Raw genomic sequence first — 19,069 nt, 5'->3', positions numbered from 1 at the left:
CCGACGCGCCCGTCCGGGGCTGCGGTCGGATACGCGTGACGAACAGACAAGGACAGGGGCATTTCATGCAAGATGGGATTCCGACAGGGCGAAAGGGAAACGGCAGGCGCGCAGGCCAATCTGCGGTGCTCGGGCCGGCCGTCGCGGCTATCCTGACCGGCGGCGTCCTGGGCGCCGGGGGAAATCCGGCGCTGGCCCAGAGCGCGACGCCGGAAGCCAATCGCCAGCAGACGATCGCCTTCGCGATCCCGCCGCAGGATCTCGGGTCGGCCCTAACGCGTTTCGCCGATCGCGCGTCGTTACGGCTCCTGTTCCCATCAAGCTTGGTGGCTGGGCATACCAGCCCGGGGGTGTCCGGCACGCTGACCACCGATCAGGCATTGAGCCGGTTGCTTGCCGGAAGCGGTCTCACCTACCGCTTTACAAGCGCCAACTCGGTGACCGTGCTGGATCCGTCCAGGCCGAACAACACCCGGCAGTTCGCCTCGGATGGGACGGTCCCGCTCGAGCGGATCGATATCCAAGGTCGGATCGAGAGCGCTTGGGGACCCGTCGACGGCATTGTCGCGCAGCGAAGCGCGTCGGGCACCAAGACCGACACACCCATCATCGAAACGCCTCAGTCCATCTCGGTCGTCACCGCCGATCAGGTCCGCCAGCAGGACGCAAGCTCTCTCGCCGAATCTCTGACTTATACGCCTGGCGTCACCACCCAGTCGGAAGCCTTCAGTCGCATGGCCGACGACTTCATGATCCGCGGCTTCAACGTTGCCAATGGCAATCTGGGGCTCTTGCGCGACGGGATGAAGCTGCAGTCGAATGTCTATGACGGCAGCCAGGAACCCTACGGGCTGGAGCGCGTGGAAGTGCTGCGCGGCCCCTCTTCGGTACTTTACGGCCAGCTCGCTCCCGGCGGTGTGGTCAATACCGTTTCCAAGCGGCCGACGGCGGCGCCGTTGCGGGAACTCAACGTCGAATATGGCAGCAACGACCGGAAGGTGATTTCCGGCGATTTCGGCGGTCCGCTGACCGAGGACGGAACATTGACCTATCGGTTGACCGGTCTCGGCCGCGAGGCCGATACTTGGATCGACGACATTCCGGACAACAAAGTCTATATCGCGCCGGCCCTGACGTGGTCGCCGGACGCAGCGACGTCGCTGACGCTCCTTGGAAGCTACCAGCACGTCAACACGCGCTTCGTTACGCCGATCCAGTTCGCGGATGCCAGCGCTGGAACGATCCCGCGCGACATGTTTCTCGGAACGGACGGATTCGACAGATATATCGGCAACATGACCACGGTCGGCGGCGAGTTCGAGCACGCGTTTGACAGCGGCCTGACGTTTCGCACGAAAGCGCGCTATTTCTCCGCCGACGTGGACTGGGACTACATGCTGGGGTCCCTGGCGCCGACGGCCTCGACCGGCGGACTGCTCAGCCGCATCGCGAGCGCGCGCACCGACCGGTCGAGCGGCATCACCTCCGACACGAACCTTCAGTACGATTTCGATTGGGGTCCGTCGGAGCACACGCTTTTGGCCGGAGCCGACTTTTATCACCGCACCTACAAGACCGACCGCTATCGTGGCTCCACCATCAGCTACCTCGATCTTCAGACAGGGCAGCAGTTTGGTGGACCGAACGTCGACTATTCGAACAACCGCGGCAGCGACAGCAAAGGCGATCAGTTCGGCGTCTATCTGCAGGATCAGATCACGATCTTCGACAAGCTTGTGCTCTCGCTAGGCGGCCGGCACGACTGGTCCGAAAGTCGCTCGGAGAGCTACCGGTCCGGGTCTGTGACGAAACAGGACGATTCCGCTTTTACCGGCCGTGCGGGCGCCGTCTATCTTTTCGACAGCGGGGTGGCACCCTATGTCAGCGTTAGCCAGTCGTTCCAGCCTCAGGTCGGAACGGAAACCCTGTCCGGCGACGCGCTCGAGCCGAGTGAAGGCGTCCAGTACGAAGCCGGTGTGCGCTATCAGCCGCCGGAGACGAACCTGCTGCTCAGCGCGGCCGCCTACGACCTTACCCAGAACAACGTGGTGACGACCGACAGCCTTGGCTTCACCTACCAGTACGGCAAGGTGCGCTCTCGCGGTGTCGAGCTGGAGGCCCGCGTCGATATGGGAGATCTGAGGCTCATCGCAGCCTACGCCTATACCGATGCTGAGGTCGCCGAGAGTGCGAGACCCGCAGAAGTGGGGCAGCAGATTCCGCTGACGCCCTACAACACGTTCTCGCTCTGGGCCGATTATCGGCTGGATCGGCTCAAGTTGCCCGGTCTCACTGTTGGCGGTGGTGTCCGCTATGTGGGCGAGACGAACATCCAGGGCATTGAGGAAGACGTGCCGTCCTATGTTCTCCTCGATGCGATGGCGAGCCTGGATCTCGGCGATCTCCGGCCCGAACTCGACGGGGCCGCGCTTCAGCTCAACGTCCACAACCTCCTCGACGAGGACTTTTATACCTGTTCCTACGTCGATGGCTGTCGCTATGGCGAACCGCGATCAGTCGCGCTTCGGCTAAGCTATCAATGGTAGCAAGGGGGCTTACTCGACGTAGCCTGGTTGGGGCGGCTCTGGCCGCCCCGGCACTCCTCGTGCGGCCCGGTTCGGCGGCCACCTCGATGCGGCTCGTGACGCTGAACCTCCTGCTGACGGAGCTCGTTCTCACGCTCGAACTGACGCCTCAGGCGATCGCGAATATTCCGCTCTACCGGCGGCTGGTGGCCGAACCCGACCTTCCATCGAGCGTGCGGGACGTCGGATCCCTTCAGGAACCCAATCTCGAATATCTGCGCATCCTGTCGCCCGATCTGATCCTGGCGGCCGACTGGCAGGCGGCGACCCAGGCCAATCTGTCCCTGGCCGGGCCGGTGCAAACGTTTCCGACCTTTCCGGGCCGCACGCCGGCGATCGAGCATGCCACGGCGATTCTCCTCGCCATTGCCGAGCTCGTCGGGCGGGAAAGCCTGGCGCACGGCGTAGCCGAAGCCTGCGGCGAGGTTCTGCGGGAGACCCGCGCACGTCTGGCAGCCTTCTCGCTTCCACCGATCTACGTCTGCCGCTTCATGGAGGACGGGCGTCACATGGCCCTTTTCGGGGGACGGGGGCTTGTGGGCGATGTCCTGTTTCGAACCGGTCTCGTGAATGCATGGCAGGGATCGGTGAACGGATCCGGTGTGACGTCGTCACCGCTGCGCCGCCTCGCCGACGTTCCCGAGGCCGCGATCGTCCACTTCGATCGCGGCACAGAGACCGAGCGGGCGATGCAACGCCTGTCGGACAATCCGGTGTGGACCGCACTGCCGGCGGTCCGGGCCGGACGCGTCGTCCGGCTACCTGTCGTCTATCCGAACGGCGGGCTGCGCACCGCGATGCGGTTCGCCGCGCTTCTCGGCGATCGGCTTTCGGAGCTCGCGCCAAACGATGGCTGACGTCGTGCGCACAGGGGAGCGGGTCGAAAGCTGGCCGGCTGGCCGCGCCGTCGTGGTCGCGGGTATGCTCGTGCTCGCCGGATCGGCCCTCATGCTTTTGAACCTGTCGCGGCTGGCGCCGGGAGGGCTGAGCTGGTCGGTTTTCCTTGCGCCCGATCCTGAGAATATCGACGAGCTCGTCGCCCATTATTCCGTGCTGCCGCGGTTCGTGGTCGCGCTGGCAGCAGGGGCTGGACTCGGGCTCTCGGGCACGATCCTGCAGCAGGTGCTGCGTAACCCGCTCGCCGAGCCGGCAACGCTCGGTCTCTTTTCCGGCTCCCGCGCAGCTCTCGTCGTCACGATGCTTTGGCTGCCGGAAATGCTCGGCGCCGGGATCGCGCCGGTGGCGATGGCGGGCGCCGTCGGTGTTCTCGGATTCGTTCTGCTGCTTGCCCGCCGACACGATTTCTCGCCACTCTTCGTGATCTTGTCGGGTCTCGTGCTGTCACTGTGCTTGGAAGCCTTCTCCAGCATGATGATCCTCGCCCATTTCGAAGAGCTCGGCAGTCTGCTGGTCTGGCAGGCCGGCTCACTGGAACAGAGCACCTGGCGACCGGCGACGGTGCTTTGTCTGGTCACGCTTGCTACTCTTGTGTTGGCCTCCCTTCTGGGACGGTTGCTGACGATCCTGGGGTTGGACAGCGACATGACCCGGAGCCTCGGCCTCTCGCCCGGCCTGGCGCGGGGGCTCGCGCTGGCGGTTGCGGTGGGGCCTCCGGCTTTCGTCGCCGCTCAGGTCGGCATTGTCGGCTTCATCGGACTGGCCGGAGCAGCACTTGCCGGTTCTCTCGGCGCACGGCGGGTCACGGACCGTCTGGTGGTCGCCCCGTTGCTGGCGGCAGGCTTGCTCGTCGTCACCGACCAGGGCCTTCTTGCGCTCGTGCCCGGACTTTCGATTCCTGCCGGCGCAGTCACGGCGCTTCTCGGCGCTCCGTTGCTGATCTGGCTGGTCCGACGGATGCGCACCGGGCAGGTCGGACGGGTCGACCGGCATCCGATCGAAATCAGGCTCGGCCACATCGTTCCTGCCGGCCGTTGGCTTCTGCTGGTGGCAGCGCTCGCCGCCGCCGTCATTGCGCTCGCCCTCTGCGTTGGCCGTATCCCGGAAGGCTGGCAGGTTGCGACGGGGAAGACGTTCGGCGATCTCCTGCCTTTGCGCCTGCCGCGGCTGGTGGCGGCGATGGGTGCGGGCATCATGCTTGGCATCGCCGGCAGCCAGATGCAGCGGCTGACCGGAAATGCAATGGCCAGCCCCGAGCTTCTCGGGGTCTCCTCCGGGGCCGTTCTCATGCTGATTCCTGCCGCTGTCTTTCTCCCGGCCCTCGGCCGAAGTGCGATGATGGCGATCGCGGCCGTCGGCGCCTTCGCCTTTCTCGCCGTCGCGTTGCGGATCGGTCGGAGATCGGCCTATGCGCCGGATCGGATGTTGCTCACCGGGCTTGCTCTGACCGCTTTGGCCGGATCCTTGATGGCGGTCGCTGTCTATTTCGGCGACCGGCGGATCACGCAGATTTTGGCCTGGATGTCCGGTTCGACCTACTCGGTTAGGCCGCAGGAGGTTGCCGGGATCGCGGTGATCGCGGTGAGTGGTATTTGCGCCGTTCCGCTGGTCGGCCGCTGGCTGGAAGTCCTCCCGCTCGGAGACCCGGTCGCCCGGGCGGTGGGCGTTCCGATCGAACGAGCTCGCCTCGCCGTGATGGCGATGGCCGCCGGACTGACCGGCGCCGCCACGCTGATCGTCGGCCCCTTGAGTTTCGTTGGCTTGATGGCGCCGCACATCGTTCGGATGAGCGGGCTGCGGGGTGCGGCCGTACAGACGGTCGGAGCCGGGCTTCTGGGTGGCGTACTGCTCGTCTTTGCCGATTGGCTGGGCCGGATCCTTGCCTTTCCGTGGCAGGTCCCCGCCGGCCACATCGCCACCGTCTTGGGCGGGCTTTATTTCATCTGGCTCGCGGTGCGGCGATGATCCCCGCTCTTGCGCCCATCTTCACCGGACCGCTCGAACATCTGGGCGAGATGCTGGTGGTCGACGACCCCCGTCCCGCCGTTCCGGTCGAAGAAGCGCTGTCGCCGAAGCTCTTACCGAAATTGCTCTCGCGATTTGCGCAGATATACGGCCAGGATCCAGCGCGGAATGTCGGTCGCGATCTCCGCGCCGTCGCCTCGCAATGGAGCAAGTGGTACTTTTCGCGGCTTGTCACGCCGGTTTTGGCTGCCAACCTCGCGCTGGACTGGCGGTTGCCGGTGTCGGGGCGCGAGACATCGCTGGTGCTGGCCGATGATGGTCGCGTCGTCGCGGTCAGGCTTCCGCATCAAGGCGGGCCCTTCGACGAGACGCCCGGCCAGTCGCGCTATGCGGAGCTGTTCGACGACCACGTGAGGAGTGTCGTCGAAGCGGTGGCGCGGGATAGCGGCCTCTCCCCCAAGGTGATTTGGAACAATGCCGGCACCGCGGTAGAAACGGTCCTCGTCCGTGGCGAAGCGCAGCTTGGGGCCGACACGTCTCAAGTCGCCGCCCTGCGCACCCTGCTGCAATCGCGCCGGCACGCCGACGGCCGCCCCAATCCGCTCTTCGAGCCGATCCGCCACGTCGACCTCGACGGAACGATTCAGCGCCAGCGGCGAGTTTGTTGTGTGCGCTATCTCATCCCGGAACTGGCTTTTTGCAAAACTTGCCCGATTCGTCCCGCCGACAAGGCAGGTCGGTAGCGGTTCGACTTGAACTTTTCGCCGCATCGGAAGGGGAGAAACAGATGCGGTCCCTGTGCAGATCAGGATAGCGTTAGCCGTATGTAGTATCGGCTTTTTCTGTGTTGAGTCGAAATCTGCCGGTCCGCTCACGTGAAGAATTTCGGGTGCTGGCAGGTGTACGAAAGTCCCCGGGGAAGGAACCCGCGGCCCCCGGCGATGGGCTATGGGGATTTCGGATTTAGCCGTTGCCGGGGAGGGAGGGACTGCCATCTGGAAGCGTCGGAATGGATGCGGACGGACCGCTTTGTCTCGCGCGCGCGGCTCCCTCCATCGTTCGAACACCTCAATGACGATCATGCGTTTGCCGCGGCACGGGCATGACGGGTGGAAGTCGTCCGGTTCGTCCTGGGCATCGTCATCGGGAGGAGGAGGGCCGGGCGCGACGAGACCCAGCCCTTCCCATCGAGCGAGATGCCGTCGCCGCGGGATCTCCGCGAGCCTCAAGCTCGTTGTGCGGGGCAGTGCCTCTCATGAGGCCGCCCTTTCCGTATTGGGCGTGTCGTCAATTTTGCCGACTTGAGGCAACCAAGGCCTGTCCCCATCCTCAACCTATGTCAGACGCACCGGGCCATTCGGCTCTTCGAGGCTTCGTCGGGCACAGGGAGACTGGATGCGACATCGTTCTCCGAAAGCCCTGGCCGTCCTCGCGGTGGCGCCGTTTGCCGCCACCGCCTGCACGACGACCGGAGGCCCGCCCGACGGCGACAAGATCGTTCTGAGCGTCGAAAAGACGGAGATCGCCGGCGGCTGCGATGTGGAGGTCTTCGAGACCTATCCGTCGGATCTGTCCACCCAGGCGCGGGACTTGCGGGTCTCCGACGCGGCAAGCCCGCTATCGTCCGGCGCAACGATGGGCGGGGCCACGCTGCCGCGTCCGGCCGACGATCCGCGCCCCGTCGACAATGGCGACGGCACGACGACGTTCCGCGTGTTCCAGCGCGGCTATTCGCCGTGCCGGCCGGTTCCGCTGGAAATCGAGATCGGTGCATGCCGGGTGGGCCAGTGTCTTCCGATGCGGGTCTCGGATGCGTCGCTTCCAGAAGGTGTAACGGTGAGGGGAATTCGATGATCGCTCGGATAACGGCAGCGCTGATCCTGCTTCTTTCGACGCCCGCTTTCGCGTTGGACTACGAGGCCATGGGCTCCGTGACGGCGACCGTCGACGGTACCGAAATGGAATTCTGCGTTCCCTACCTGGTCGAAGAGGGGGACGCCCATGCGGAGATCACCGGCCCCGTCAAATCGATGGGGATCCTGTCGGTGGATGGATTCACTTGCCGCGACGGGGACCTCTATCAGCCGCGGCTCGCTCTAAGCGTGTTTCGGCCCGGACCATCCGCAACCGGATCGGGGCTGGAGCTCTGGACCTCGGACGGCCTCTACATGGTCGAGGAGGGGAATGGCAGCCTGCAGGTGACCGACTTCAAGATGTCGGGCGACCATGTCTCGTTCGCCTTCGAGGCGACCGCCGTCGCCTACGATCGGACGAGCTACATGCCGAAGGACGGTGCGGCGCCGGTCAGCGTATCGGGGCAGGTCGACGTCGAACTCCGGCAGTAAAGCGGGAACGGCTCGAGGTGGGAACGGGAGGGTCGCCGAGCGGTGTCCCGGTGCCCGGATCGATCAGGGAACTCTCATGAAGGTCATCGAGCGCAGCCCGGCGCGTCTCGTGGTCGGCGGCTGGAACGTCAGGGCGGTCGTCTTCGGCGTCGTGTATGCGGTGCTGCCGGTCGTGTTCTTTGTCATCATCGTCATCGAACAACCCTCGGCCATCTTCATGGCCCTATTCATGGCCGCGATCATGGGAGCCTTGCTTGTCCGCCAGAATTATCTCGAGCGCATCGTGTTCGACCGGGACGCCGGCGAGGTCCGGTTCGAGCAGCGCAAGCTTTTGGGGACGCAGCGGCGCGTGGCGCGCCTCAATGGCGAGAGCCGGATCGAGATCGAGCGCGTCCAGTTCGATACCAACAACCGCCCGGGCCGTCGTCTGGCCCTCGTCACGGACGGCGAACGGACGCCGTTCTCCAACGTGTTCTACACCAAATTCTACGACGAGGAGCAGGCGATGCTAACGGCGTGGATCGCCGAGGCCTGGGGAGACAAGTCGCACCAGCCGGCGCGGCGCGATGCCCATGCCTGAGCTGACGGAACGCAACGAAGGCGAGCTCGATCCCCGCATCGCGCGGCACTTGCAGCCGGGCGAGCGGGTGCTCTGGCAGGGTGGACCCCGGCCCAGCACCTTCGTTTCGCCGCTGGCGGTCGGGGCCTGCCTGGCCTTCATCGTCGGCGGGCTCGCCGAGGCGAGCGGGGTCATCGACCCCTATGTGTTTTCGTCGGACCAGCCATGGGGCCCGATCCCGCGCGTCGCCATCTCGTTGTTCCTCGTTGCCGGCGCGGGCGTTCTTCTCCGGTCGATCTGGAAGGGACGCGGCGCGAACTGGGCCTATGCGATCACCGACCGGCGCCTCTTGTCGGCGCGCGGAGAGACGCTGGTGCGCTCCGTGGAACCGGGCGAAATCCGCAGCTTCGAGTTTCACCAGGACATCGCCTATTGGCGCTATCTCAGTTCCCGAACGCTCAGCCGGGACCAGGGACGTGAGCGCGAAAAGCGCTATCCCGGCTTTCACGGACTGGAAGATCCCGCCGGCATGGTCGATACGCTCGTCGCCTGGCGCGAGCGGTTCACGACCCGGGCCGGCGCAGGCTCCGCCGCCTTCGTGGAGCGGGCCCAGGCTCCGGCCGCACAGGACGACGTGCCGGACGGGATCCGCCGTATCCGCCATGACGATACCGGGATGACCATCGACGTGCCGGAGGACTGGACGGTCACCGTCAGTCTCGACTGGATCGGCCCGCTCCGCCTGTTCGGCGTCACGCTTCTGGAACGGTTCATCCGGCCCGGCAAGGAGCGCCCCTATGCCGAGGGCGCGGACTGGAATTCGCTCACCGTGCGCGGCGCGCCCGACGCCGGACTGAGCGTCACGATCCTGGACGAGCCGCTGACCAAGACCTTCGAAGGCGTGCGCGACGACCCGTGGGCGAAGCGGTTCGACCTCAAGCTTCTCAAGAGCACGCCGGATCTGGAGATCGGCGGCCTGAACGGGTTCTCGCTGGTGCGCCAGATGCCGGCCGGCGCCAATCTGGCCTCGTTCGGCAAGGTTGCCGCTCCGGTCGCCACGCGGCAGGCCTGGCTCGGCCGGGGGAACATGCACGTGGAGATCGTCGGCATGGCGCGCCTCGACCAACCGGAGATCCAGCGCGCGGTCGATGCCATGATCGAGTCGATCCGAATGCCGTGACGGCGCCTTGAGGGGAGTGGTCCGGACGCCTCCCGAGGCCGCTTTATTCGGGCCAGTAGAACCATTGCGCCTCGGCAGGCAGGGCGTCGAGCGTGCGGAAGGTGAGGTCGCGGGCGACGGCGAAGCCTTTCGATGAGGTCTCCACCTCGGCCATCTCGACTTCCAGGATGGTCCAGCCGGGCTCTAGCGTCATCGCGTAGGTCGTGGTGACCTCGACGCGGGTCGTGCCGTCGGGAAAGACGTCGGACCGGCAGTCGCCTTCGATCGTCACCGTGTCCGGCGTGTAGAGCCACTGATAGTAGCGCCCCGCCGCGATCGGCGCGCGGCCGGCCCGGGCGGCGGCCGCGTCGCGGTTCGTCGCCGCGATGAGGGTCCCCAGCAACTGCTTCTTCGCGACCGATCCGACCATCAGGGCCGGGGAGGTGATGAAATATTCCGCGTCGGGATCGTTCGACGTGACGCTCCCGTCGCTGCAGCTGAAAAGCTGGCTGAGCGGCTGCTTGGCATCCACCGTGTCGGGCAGGTGGAGCCGGATCGCGCCGTCTTCGCCGATCGATCCGATGACGGCCGGCGGTCCGGTCAGCGCCCAGTTCATCACATCAACCGCCCCACCGGACCAGTCGGAGAGCTTTCCTTCGGCGTTCTGGGCTCTGGCATCCTCAGGTGCGCCGATGACGCAGGCGCTCGTTGCGATCACGAAAAACGAGGTGACGGCGAAGCGGACCATGGGGGCGTGTCCTTCCTGCTCGGATGTCGAGACGGAGCTTTGGGAGGCTCCGGCGTAGCCGAACAGGTAGGGGTCGCAATCGGCGTGTCTCAAGTCGTCAATATCGACGACTTGAGAGGGCGCCCCGCCTGCTGATCTCCTACGCCCGTGACATCAGATCATCGTCTTTGAGACAGGGGAGAATGATGCGGCAGGTCGCAGGTCTTGCTCTCGCAACCGCGCTTTTGGCGGCGCCGGCGGTTGCGGAGGATTGGGAGGTCCTCGGGCGCGGCAGCGTCACGATGGGACGCGAAGTGCAACGGATGTGGATCGCCGACCATCCCGATCAGGGCCCGCAAGCCCGGCTCGAGGGCAGCGGCAGCGCCGCCGTCCTGTCCTTCGAGGCGGTGCCGCCTCCCACCGGCGAACCCTACATGCCCAAGCCGTCGCTTCAGGTCACGGTCGCCGATCCGCTCGGGACGCCGAAACTGGACACGGTCCACTACCGAGACGAAGACGGGGTCAACTATGTCGCCAAATCCGGGACCGTGGAGGCGCACCTGACAGAGGGGCGCTGGATCGTCGTTTTTTCGACAGAGCTGAAAGAGCTTGATCCTACGACCTGGGAGCCGGCGGCCGGCGGATCCGACCTGCGGGTGAGAGGCTCGTTCAACGTCCAGCCGGTGCTGATGTGACGATGACCGATCGTCGCGCGCCGAAGGGGCGTCTCGCCGTGGCAGGTGCGATCTACGCTCTCTCACTTGTCGCCGCGACGCCTGCGATCGCGGACGACTATGAGGTCCTGGGCCGTTTCTCCGGAACGATCGGCGGGAAGCAGGTGGCGCTTTGGGTGCCCTACGATGTGGCAAACGATCGGAGCTACCTGGTTCGGCAAGTGACCGACACCTTCCTCAATGTCGGGATCGACGCGGTTTCCGGCGAGCCGGGGGTGGACCTGGAGCGGCCGTCGGTTGGGGTTTCCGTTAGGGGGCCGGCCGGCGGGGCCGAGGTCACGCGGGTGAGCGTCATGATGCCCGGCGAAGACGAGCGGACCTGGGGGACGGGCGGCCAGCACGGAGGAACGATCGATCGGGCCGAGGTCGTGCGCGATGGCGATCGCTTGCATGTCTTTCTCCGGGCCACCGTCCGCCCGGCTCGACTACCGCCTCCTTCGATGGCCGCGGATGGCGATCCGGTGGTGCCGGAACCGGACGGCAAACCGCTGGTGGTCGAATTGGAAGGTGATGTCGATCTGCGTGAGCCCGGCAAGTAGTCCGGCCAGCCTTTGCTCCTAGAGCCGTTTCGCTTTTCATCGAATCGACAAACGGCTCTAACTGATTGTTTTGACGCATTTCCGGACGGCGAACCGGTTCCCACTTCGCCTGGAAATGCTCTAGTCGATCTGGCCCAGGATGGTTGCCCGCGCGATCGCCTCCGCCCGGGTACGCGCGCCGAGCTTGTGGCGTGCGCGGAGAATGTACTCCGTCACCGAACGGTCGGAAATCTCCAAGTGATCGGCGACTGTGGCGGTCGTCATGCCTTTGGCGAGATGCGAAAGCACTTGGCGTTCCCGGTCCGACAGCGTCTCGGAGGTCACCTTGTTTCCGTAGTTCGGCCATTTCACGCCGAGCATGCCCATGAAAAAGTGGCCGGCCAGATGCAGCACCTGCAGGTGGGCGAGCACGAAATCGCTGAAGTCGCTGCGGTTCTCGTCCCCCCAAGCGGACAGGATGGCCGCTTCTCCTGTCGTCGGGTCCAGTAGAGGAAAGGCGGCCGCCTGATATTGACCGACCTCTTCGATCATGGTGCGGCAAAGTGGTTTGAACGCGGTTTCTCTGCGGTTGGCGACGACCTTGCGATGATCGATGAAGAGAGGCGCGCGCGACACCGACAGGAACATCAGGGTCGGGCGCATATGTCTCAGATCCGCCTCCTGAGCGCGGCGGAGGTCCCCGTCATATCCGCGCAAACGTCGATCGTAGGCTGCATCCCAGGCTTCGCCGAACACGGGTCCCGTGTCGGCATGTCCAAACGGATTGGCAGCAGAGAGTGGCAGCCGCGTGTGCAGCGCCGTTCGCTTCAGACCGTGCCCTTCGAGCTGGCGCGACAAGGCAAGCCAAGCCTCGTCCGGCCTTGCTGCTTGCACAACGGCATCGGCGAGATCGGTTACGTCAAACACCGGATCCCCCTGTCGTTCAGCTCTTCGACCTGGTGCGGATCTCAGTAAGGAGAATGCATAAGAGGGAGACTGTAAAGTGCCGTTGGAGCCGACGTTGATGCGGGCGCTACGTCGACGGGTCTCCGGCGGTCGCCATGCGGGCCAGCCGGTGGCGCTGGCCGGCGCCGGTCTTCTGCAACACCGCCTCGCAGTGGCGCCGGGCGGTGTTGTATCGGACACCGAGTTCCTCGGCGATCTCGGTGGTCGACAGCCCGGACAGCAGGAGTTCGGCCGTCAGGCGCTGCCTCTCCGTCAGCTCGTAGGTGTGCGCCAGCCGCGCGGCCAAGGATGAAGTCTCGGGCGCCGACACGGAAAGATAGGGTGGGTTTTCGCTCCCCGGGGCCAACTCGGGCAAGGGGAGCTGAAGCAGGCTGGACGGCGGTACATCCGCATCCGCGTCCAGGATGGTTGCCGGCAGACTGGCCTCGGAAATGGCTTTCGCCAGCCGTTCCCGATGGCGATAGCGCCGGTCGAGGGTCTGGAAGCAGTGTTCGAACGCAGGAAGGAGGAGGGTCAGGATCGTTTCGGCGCGTCCGCCGACCAAAGCCGACGCGTCCTCTTCGTCGTAACCGAAAGCGAAGATGGCTTCGCCGACCGAAAGCCGGCTCGTCATGCCCATGACGTGGTTCATGCCCGCTGGTGCGAACGCCTCGCGGTGGTAGGCCGCATTGGCGATTACATCGCGCGAAGCAAAGGCCTGCTCGTGAAAGACGCCGGTTCCGAGACCGCGACGGATTCGGTTGAGCTTGTCCAGGTCCGGATCATGGGAGCGCAGGTTGCCTTCGCGGTCGACGCCCGCCGTGGTCGCAGAGCTATGTGCTCGATGGGGGCAAGCTCGTCACGCTGACGGCCCAGTCCGGCAACATCGACGATCCGGAGCAGCCCAACGTCTTCCTGTGGCGCGAGGTCGAGCTCCCCGAAAGAGACTGGGAGATCGCGGCCGACTTCACCGCCGAACTGGGCACGGTGCAGACGCTTGGCGGCCGCAAGGCGGTGGTCGAGGTGGCGCTGTTTTCCGACCCGGAGAACAACGTGGTCGCGCGGATCTACCGGCAGGGCAATTCCAACGACGACATGCATCTGCAGGTGACCAGCACCACCGGCGGAAATGCGACGAGCGATTCCGTGGAGATCGCCGGGGACATCCGGGGCTACGACCTCGCGCAGATCCTGACCGACTTCGAGGAGAAGGGCGCTCGACTGGTGCTGTCGAAGCAGGGCCGTGAGTACCGCGCCCGGCTGGAGATGAACGGATGGGCGATGACGAAAGATGGACCGGAGGTGATCGAGACGGAGCCGGTCCAGGTGCTACGCGCGTCCGGCCATCCGGCGCTGTTCGGCGGCACATGGGGCGACAAGCAGACCGTCGTGGAGTTCGACCGGATCGAGATCCGGGCGGCCGAATAGTCCGGTCGGGGCGGGAGGTAGGAGCTCCAAGTCCGGAGCTCACCCGACGACCCGATGAGGCTCGATGATTGGAGGAGCGACCGTGATCCGTCATCTCGTCTTTGGGGTGTTGATGCTCGCGCCTGCCGCCGCTCTTTCGGGCGAGCCCGACGAGGCCGACAATCCTGGCGGCGACAGCGTCTACTCCCGGTTGGATTTTCAGGCTTGCCCGGTTCTCGACGCCACGCCGGCCGGCGAACCGGGGTCTTGGGTGCATCTGAGGTGTCCGGGCCTATCCGGCTATCAGGTCCATGTTAGCGAGGAGGATGACCGCGTGACCCTGGACTAGTTTGAAGGTTTCCGGAACCGGCGCCACCGCGCGGATTGGGGCAGCAAGCAATGGTGATGAGGATTGCGATCATCGCCGAAAGAATCGTCGCGATACGGCCGAGGAGCGGGAAGGGGATGGTCGACTATGGTACACAGCGCCCCTGAAAGACGGCCATCTTTCTGTGCGGAAAGAGCGGAACATTCACGGGGCACTGCGGGTTCGGCAAGGACCGAAAGAAACCCAAAGGTGGACTGTGATGATCTCGAACACCACCGCGATGGCGCTCTCGCTGGCGGGTGCGCTCGCCCTTCCGTTGCCGGTTGCCGCGCAAACCGGATCGGGCAACGGGCCGGCCTCGTCCGTCCCGAGCGCGACGGCGACGTTCGTCGACACCGACGGCAACGATATTGGCTCCGCCGATCTTCTTCAGACCGCAGACGGCGTTTTGATCCGTGCCGAGGTCGAAACGCTCCCGGCCGGGAGCTGGGTAGCTTTCCATATCCACGAGACCGGCACATGCGATCCGGAAAGCGGGTTCAAATCGGCCGGCGGCCACTTCAATCCTACCGAGCGCAAGCACGGCTATCTCTCGGAAAACGGTCCGCACGCGGGCGATATGCCGAACCAATATGTCGCCCAGGACGGCATTTTGCGGGCGGAGGTCCTGAACCCGGCCGTCAGCCTCGGTCAGGGCGATAGCAACGTCATGGGGCTCGCCCTGGTGATCCATGGCGGTCGGGACGACTATAAGAGCCAGCCGTCGGGCGATGCCGGAGACCGGGTCGCCTGTGCGGTGATCGAAGGCGAAACCTGACCGGAGAGCCTTTCCCGTTCGGATTGAGCCAGTCCGAACGAAAAGAAATGGCTCAACCTGTTGACCATGGATGCCGAGGGCCATTCGGAGCGGGATGAGGAAAGCGGTGTTCGCTGATCCTCATTCTGCTTCAAAAAGTCGGCGATTTACGGCAAAGCCCAATGCGCACCTATTTCAGGCCCTCGGCCAGTGCGGGTGGTGATCGTCGATCACGAACGGATGAGCATGGCGCAAGGGGCCGTGGCGGTGGGCATGGCGGTGCGGTTCGGCATCTTCCGTCGTCTCGTGCGCGTGTTGGTGGTGATCGTCGTGCACATGGGGATGCGTGTGCCAGAGTTCCGGGTGTTCGTGCTCGATCACTTCCGGGTCGTGCTGCGGCCAGACCAGCGTTGCGACCATCGTTCCAGCCAGCGCGCCGATTGCCATGACGATGAACGCCGTCTCTAGACCGAGCCGGGCGCCGATCCAGCCCGCAGCCGGATAGGCGACAAGCCAGCCGGCATGGGACAGGGCGAACTGGGCGGAGAAGATCGCCGGCCGGTCCTCGGCGTGGGAGGAACGGCGTAGGAGCAGGCCCGACGGGGTCAGCACCAGCGAGGCTCCGGCCCCGAGTACGGCCCAGAGGCCGTAGGCCACGCCCGGATAGGGATTGGCTGTCGCGAACAGCAGCGTGGCGCCGAGCAGGCCGCCGCCAACGAGCATCACCGTGCGCGGCACGAGCCGATCCAGGAGTTGCGGCAGTGCCAGCGCCACCACCATCGAGCCGAGCCCGTAGGCGGCGAGATAGAGCGCCACGTCTTGGTCGCTGCCGCCGAGCACCTCGCGGACATAGACGACGGTGTTGACGATCACCATCGCGCCGGCGGACGAGACGGCGAAGCTGAGTGCCAGGAGCCCGCGCAGCCGGGGCGTCTTCAGATAGATGCGCATGCCGCGCGTGATCCGCGTGTAGATACCGCCTTCGTGCGCGAGCGCCTTCGCCGCCGGCAGCGCGACTGAGACCACCAGCGCGGCCGATGCGAGGAACCCGAGGGTCGTTCCGGCGAACAGCCAATGAAAGCTGATGAGGCTCAACAACAGGCCGGCCAGCATCGGGCTGATCAACGATTCCAGATCGTAGGCGAGCCGGGACAGCGAGAGCGCGTTGGTGTAGTCGCGCTCGTCGGGAAGGACGTCGGGGATCGTCGCCTGGAAGGTCGGCGTGAAGGCGGCCGAAAAGGATTGGAAGGCGAAGACGAGGACGTAGATCTGCCAGACCTCCGTCACGAACGGCAGCAGCAGCACCAGAGCCGCTCGACAAAGGTCCAGCGTGACGAGAAATGTCCGTCGGGGCAGGCGGTCGGCGAAGGCGCCCGCGATCGGCGCGATCCCGACATAGGCGATCATCTTGAGCGCCAGAGCGGTGCCCAGCACGGCGCCGGCATCCGGTCCGGCGATGTCATAGGCGAGCAGGCCGAGCGCGACCGTCGTCAGCCCCGTGCCGATAAGAGACAGCGCCTGGGCGGCAAAGAGGTGTCGATAGGTGCGGTGTGCCAGGACCTGAAGCATTGTCGGAAACCGAGAGCCTGTTGCGGATTGACGACCCGACAGACGGTTTCAGATCAAAATGGCTTCGGCAATACGGTCGACCCGCAATGAAAAGGGCGACGGTGTTGCCGTCGCCCTTCTCCGTGGTTTGGTGCAGCCTCAGGTCTTCAGATATTCGACCAGGGTCGCGATCGCGGATCTTTCGGAGCGTTCGCCAGGGCTTTGCCTCGGGAACGGAGATCCTTTTAGCGATCCGGACCTGTCTCGCTACGGGGTCGGACGCCCAACGCCGTTCTGTTCCAGCATCTGCTGCACGCCCTCGCGCACTTGAGGCGCAAGATTGTAAAGGGCCGGGTTGTTGCCCACGAAGCCGATCTTGAACTCCGGCGGATACTTCATCAGCTCGGTCATGTAGTCGCCGGTCGCGCCGATCAGCGGCACGGTGGCCGGGATATGGCGAACGCCGACATTCACGTCTTCCTGTGGATTCTCATAGAGGTTGAACAGGACCACGCCGCCGGTGTCGTGGAACAGGCTGCCGGAGAACCCGCCCCAGCTTCCCTTCTGAACGATCGAGTTCTCGATCTCGCCGGTGAACATGTACTTGAACTCGTCGATGCGCATGGCACCGAAGTACTGGTTGATGGTGTAGGGCCGGCTGCGGCGGTTGGATTCGCCGTTGTCGGCTAGCAGGAACGACAGCTGGTCGACGCCGTCGATGTAGGTCTTGTCGTCGAACAACTTGCCGATGTCGGCACCCTTGACGCCGGTCATCGACATCAGCGTCGGAAGGATGTCGGCGAAGTCGAACAGGCCGTCGGAGCGCCGGGCCGGGATCATGCCCTTCCAGTAGGCAAACGTCGGGACCCGCACGCCGCCTTCCCAGTTCGTGCCTTTGCAGCCGCGGAACGGCGTGCGGCCATGCGGCGGGATCTCGCATTCCGGGCCGTTGTCGGAGGTGAGCAGGATCAGCGTGTTGTCGAGCTGGTCCGTCTCTTTCAGCTTCTGGACCAGCGAGCCGAAGATGTCGTCCATCTCCACCATGCAGTCGCTGTACACGGTGTGCGCCGCCGACTTACCCGAATAGTCGTCGTTCGGGTAGTTGTCGAAATGGCAGCCGCGCGTGGCGTGATACAGGAAGAACGGCTTGTCGCTGTCCTTCTGCTTCTCGATGAAATCGAGGCTCACGTCCTTCCAGTGCTGGTCGAGATCCTTGATGTAGTCCAGATCAATCAGCTTGCCGCTTTCGCACTTGTCCGTGTCAGTGGGCGTGCAATGCACCTCGGTGTGGTTGAATTCGTCTTCCTGCATCATCTTGAAGCGGGAGGGCGAGAGCGCAAATTCCGGGTTCAGGTAGATGTCGCGCCACTCGGTGTACATGTCCGACACGCCGAGGAAGCCGACATAGTCGTCGTAGCCGACGTTCTGCGGCAGCGAGCCCTTGTTCTCGCCCATGTGCCACTTGCCGACACCCTGGGTAACGTAGCCCTTCTCCTTCAGGAGCTTCGGCAGTGTGAGCGCGCCGTCCAGGCCGCCGGGTTCGCCGTACATCGGGGGGCGCAGGATGCCGTGATGGAGCGGGTTCTGGCCGGTGTGGATGGTCGCGCGGCTCGGCGAACACGACGGCGTGGAGTAGGCCGACGTCAAAAGCAGGCCGTCCTGGGCGAGCTCGTCCATGTTCGGCGTGGCGTTGCCGACGGCGACACCGCCGCCGTTGAAGCCGGGATCCATCCAGCCCACGTCATCGAGCAGGAAGATGAGGACGTTCGGCTTCTTGCCGGTCTTGGCTTCCAGGGCAGCGAGCTTTTCCTCGGCCGCCTTGTCCTGTTCCGGCCGCTGGAGGGCCGGGTACATGTTGTCGGCCGGCTTCACGTCCTTCATGTGGAGCGAGAAGCCGGGATAGTCGTAGCCTTTCGCCGAGGTCGGTCCGGTGGTCGAGCCACGCGGATTGGACGACTCCTGGGCGTGCGCGACGCCGGGCACCAGCGCGGCAAACGCAAGTGCGACGGCCATCGCACCCGCCCGCCGGGTTGCGGCAGACAAGGACAGCCCACCCGTTGCCCGGTCTTTCCGAGCATTTTGCAATACCATACCAACTCCCCGTTTTCTCAGTCTCAGGTTGTCGTTCCAAAAGTCTGTCGCTCGGGTCCGGGATTGGATTGGGGGGATGTGGTTGGCGCCCCGGCGTCCGAATTTTCGCGGCTCGCACGACACGAAACGGGCACGTGGCCCCTTCCGCGTTCGTCCGTCCGTTGTCGGATTTACGGAGGCCGTGCGAAGTGCACGGTTTTCTTCGAATTCAGGCGTCAAAAGAGGGAATGGGACGTTGCCTCAAGATGAATTCACCTCAATTCGCGTCGAAACGTTTTTGGAAACGCCGTTTCTCATATTAAATACTGAAAGGAGATATGAGATGGTATTCCGAGATACGTTTCCCTCTTAGCTGTCCCCGAGATCGCCGCTCCAATTCCAAGCAACAGATCATCGCTTTATGACCCAGCTTTCCGCGTTTCAGTTTGTCATTTCCCGTCATTCGCCGGCACGATGGTGAAGAAA

General features: G+C 64.7%; 18 protein-coding genes. 13 read left to right on the top strand and 5 right to left on the bottom strand.

The window, feature by feature from the left end; all coding sequences use genetic code 11:
* The first annotated feature begins 125 nt into the window (after positions 1-125).
* The 8 genes from HNS03_RS10555 to HNS03_RS10520 all read left to right on the top strand — a co-directional run bounded on the left by HNS03_RS10555 (position 126) and on the right by HNS03_RS10520 (position 9,531).
* Entirely contained in the window at positions 126-2,546 is a 2,421-nt protein-coding gene (locus tag HNS03_RS10555; protein WP_367195165.1) for a TonB-dependent siderophore receptor, read from the top strand.
* Positions 2,547-2,632: 86 nt separating this feature from the next.
* Positions 2,633-3,442: an ABC transporter substrate-binding protein gene (locus HNS03_RS10550; RefSeq protein ID WP_367195163.1), complete on the top strand. Its 810-nt coding sequence runs from the start codon at positions 2,633-2,635 to the stop codon at positions 3,440-3,442.
* A complete protein-coding gene (gene fhuB / locus HNS03_RS10545) occupies positions 3,435-5,447 on the top strand; it encodes a Fe(3+)-hydroxamate ABC transporter permease FhuB (protein ID WP_367195161.1) in 2,013 nt (670 codons plus the stop codon). Before HNS03_RS10550 ends, fhuB begins: the two co-directional genes overlap by 8 nt.
* A complete protein-coding gene (gene fhuF / locus HNS03_RS10540) occupies positions 5,444-6,190 on the top strand; it encodes a siderophore-iron reductase FhuF (RefSeq protein WP_367195160.1) in 747 nt (248 codons plus the stop codon). The genes fhuB and fhuF overlap by 4 nt, the downstream gene beginning before the upstream one ends.
* A gap of 652 nt (positions 6,191-6,842) precedes the next feature.
* On the top strand, positions 6,843-7,301 hold the full coding sequence (locus HNS03_RS10535; RefSeq protein ID WP_367195158.1) for a hypothetical protein: 459 nt from the start codon (positions 6,843-6,845) through the stop codon (positions 7,299-7,301).
* On the top strand, positions 7,298-7,792 hold the full coding sequence (locus HNS03_RS10530) for a hypothetical protein (protein ID WP_367195156.1): 495 nt from the start codon (positions 7,298-7,300) through the stop codon (positions 7,790-7,792). The genes HNS03_RS10535 and HNS03_RS10530 overlap by 4 nt, the downstream gene beginning before the upstream one ends.
* Before the next feature lie 76 nt (positions 7,793-7,868).
* The gene (locus tag HNS03_RS10525) at positions 7,869-8,372 is read left to right on the top strand and encodes a hypothetical protein (protein ID WP_367195154.1); all 504 of its coding nucleotides are present in this window, start codon (positions 7,869-7,871) and stop codon (positions 8,370-8,372) included.
* A complete protein-coding gene (locus HNS03_RS10520) occupies positions 8,365-9,531 on the top strand; it encodes a hypothetical protein (protein ID WP_367195153.1) in 1,167 nt (388 codons plus the stop codon). Before HNS03_RS10525 ends, HNS03_RS10520 begins: the two co-directional genes overlap by 8 nt.
* Positions 9,532-9,574: 43 nt before the next feature.
* Here HNS03_RS10520 and HNS03_RS10515 read toward each other — a convergent pair whose 3' ends face one another.
* Positions 9,575-10,351 carry a hypothetical protein gene (locus HNS03_RS10515; RefSeq protein WP_367195151.1) on the bottom strand — a complete coding sequence of 259 codons (777 nt, stop codon included), beginning with the start codon at positions 10,349-10,351 and terminating at the stop codon, positions 9,575-9,577.
* 92 nt (positions 10,352-10,443) lie between these two features.
* On the opposite strand from HNS03_RS10515, the gene HNS03_RS10510 reads away from it, so the two are divergent.
* Positions 10,444-10,932, top strand: a complete 489-nt coding sequence (locus HNS03_RS10510) for a hypothetical protein (protein ID WP_367195150.1) — start codon at positions 10,444-10,446, stop codon at positions 10,930-10,932.
* 2 nt (positions 10,933-10,934) lie between these two features.
* Positions 10,935-11,510, top strand: a complete 576-nt coding sequence (locus HNS03_RS10505; RefSeq protein WP_367195148.1) for a hypothetical protein — start codon at positions 10,935-10,937, stop codon at positions 11,508-11,510.
* Positions 11,511-11,630: 120 nt separating this feature from the next.
* Here the strand turns inward: HNS03_RS10505 and HNS03_RS10500 are convergent, their stop codons facing one another.
* Together HNS03_RS10500 and HNS03_RS10495 are read right to left on the bottom strand one after the other, a co-directional pair.
* Positions 11,631-12,416, bottom strand: coding sequence for a LuxR C-terminal-related transcriptional regulator (locus tag HNS03_RS10500; protein WP_367195147.1), 786 nt, complete (start codon positions 12,414-12,416; stop codon positions 11,631-11,633).
* Positions 12,417-12,522: 106 nt separating this feature from the next.
* Positions 12,523-13,086: a response regulator transcription factor gene (locus HNS03_RS10495; RefSeq protein WP_367195145.1), complete on the bottom strand. Its 564-nt coding sequence runs from the start codon at positions 13,084-13,086 to the stop codon at positions 12,523-12,525.
* A gap of 185 nt (positions 13,087-13,271) precedes the next feature.
* On the opposite strand from HNS03_RS10495, the gene HNS03_RS10490 reads away from it, so the two are divergent.
* The 3 genes from HNS03_RS10490 (at position 13,272) to HNS03_RS10480 (ending at position 14,986) form a co-directional block, all read left to right on the top strand.
* A complete protein-coding gene (locus tag HNS03_RS10490) occupies positions 13,272-13,862 on the top strand; it encodes a hypothetical protein (protein ID WP_367195144.1) in 591 nt (196 codons plus the stop codon).
* An 82-nt stretch (positions 13,863-13,944) separates the two neighbouring features.
* Complete coding sequence (locus tag HNS03_RS10485) at positions 13,945-14,190, top strand: hypothetical protein (protein WP_367195143.1); 246 nt, start codon at positions 13,945-13,947, stop codon at positions 14,188-14,190.
* Positions 14,191-14,428: 238 nt separating this feature from the next.
* The gene (locus tag HNS03_RS10480; RefSeq protein WP_367195141.1) at positions 14,429-14,986 is read left to right on the top strand and encodes a superoxide dismutase family protein; all 558 of its coding nucleotides are present in this window, start codon (positions 14,429-14,431) and stop codon (positions 14,984-14,986) included.
* Between the two features lie 174 nt (positions 14,987-15,160).
* Here HNS03_RS10480 and HNS03_RS10475 read toward each other — a convergent pair whose 3' ends face one another.
* Both HNS03_RS10475 and HNS03_RS10470 read right to left on the bottom strand, forming a co-directional pair.
* A complete protein-coding gene (locus HNS03_RS10475) occupies positions 15,161-16,534 on the bottom strand; it encodes an MFS transporter (protein ID WP_367195140.1) in 1,374 nt (457 codons plus the stop codon).
* Positions 16,535-16,780: 246 nt separating this feature from the next.
* Entirely contained in the window at positions 16,781-18,526 is a 1,746-nt protein-coding gene (locus HNS03_RS10470) for a sulfatase-like hydrolase/transferase (protein ID WP_367195139.1), read from the bottom strand.
* Positions 18,527-19,069: the final 543 nt, after the last annotated feature.

The sequence above is a fragment of the Amorphus sp. 3PC139-8 genome, assembly GCF_040750475.1.
GTDB lineage: Bacteria > Pseudomonadota > Alphaproteobacteria > Rhizobiales > Amorphaceae > Amorphus.
Note: the sequence above shows the minus strand (reverse complement) of the source record. Positions and strands in the feature narration are given on the sequence as shown.

Bases quoted from the DNA above. Each gene is read 5' to 3' on its own strand.
- HNS03_RS10550 (WP_367195163.1), top strand. From the start codon at position 2,633: ATGCGGCTCGTGACGCTGAACCTCCTGCTGACGGAGCTCGTTCTCACG.
- fhuB (WP_367195161.1), top strand. From the start codon at position 3,435: ATGGCTGACGTCGTGCGCACAGGGGAGCGGGTCGAAAGCTGGCCGGCT.
- fhuF (WP_367195160.1), top strand. From the start codon at position 5,444: ATGATCCCCGCTCTTGCGCCCATCTTCACCGGACCGCTCGAACATCTG.
- HNS03_RS10535 (WP_367195158.1), top strand. From the start codon at position 6,843: ATGCGACATCGTTCTCCGAAAGCCCTGGCCGTCCTCGCGGTGGCGCCG.
- HNS03_RS10530 (WP_367195156.1), top strand. From the start codon at position 7,298: ATGATCGCTCGGATAACGGCAGCGCTGATCCTGCTTCTTTCGACGCCC.
- HNS03_RS10525 (WP_367195154.1), top strand. From the start codon at position 7,869: ATGAAGGTCATCGAGCGCAGCCCGGCGCGTCTCGTGGTCGGCGGCTGG.
- HNS03_RS10520 (WP_367195153.1), top strand. From the start codon at position 8,365: ATGCCTGAGCTGACGGAACGCAACGAAGGCGAGCTCGATCCCCGCATC.
- HNS03_RS10510 (WP_367195150.1), top strand. From the start codon at position 10,444: ATGCGGCAGGTCGCAGGTCTTGCTCTCGCAACCGCGCTTTTGGCGGCG.
- HNS03_RS10505 (WP_367195148.1), top strand. From the start codon at position 10,935: ATGACCGATCGTCGCGCGCCGAAGGGGCGTCTCGCCGTGGCAGGTGCG.
- HNS03_RS10495 (WP_367195145.1), bottom strand. From the start codon at position 13,086: ATGAACCACGTCATGGGCATGACGAGCCGGCTTTCGGTCGGCGAAGCC.
- HNS03_RS10480 (WP_367195141.1), top strand. From the start codon at position 14,429: ATGATCTCGAACACCACCGCGATGGCGCTCTCGCTGGCGGGTGCGCTC.
- HNS03_RS10475 (WP_367195140.1), bottom strand. From the start codon at position 16,534: ATGCTTCAGGTCCTGGCACACCGCACCTATCGACACCTCTTTGCCGCC.
- HNS03_RS10470 (WP_367195139.1), bottom strand. From the start codon at position 18,526: ATGGCCGTCGCACTTGCGTTTGCCGCGCTGGTGCCCGGCGTCGCGCAC.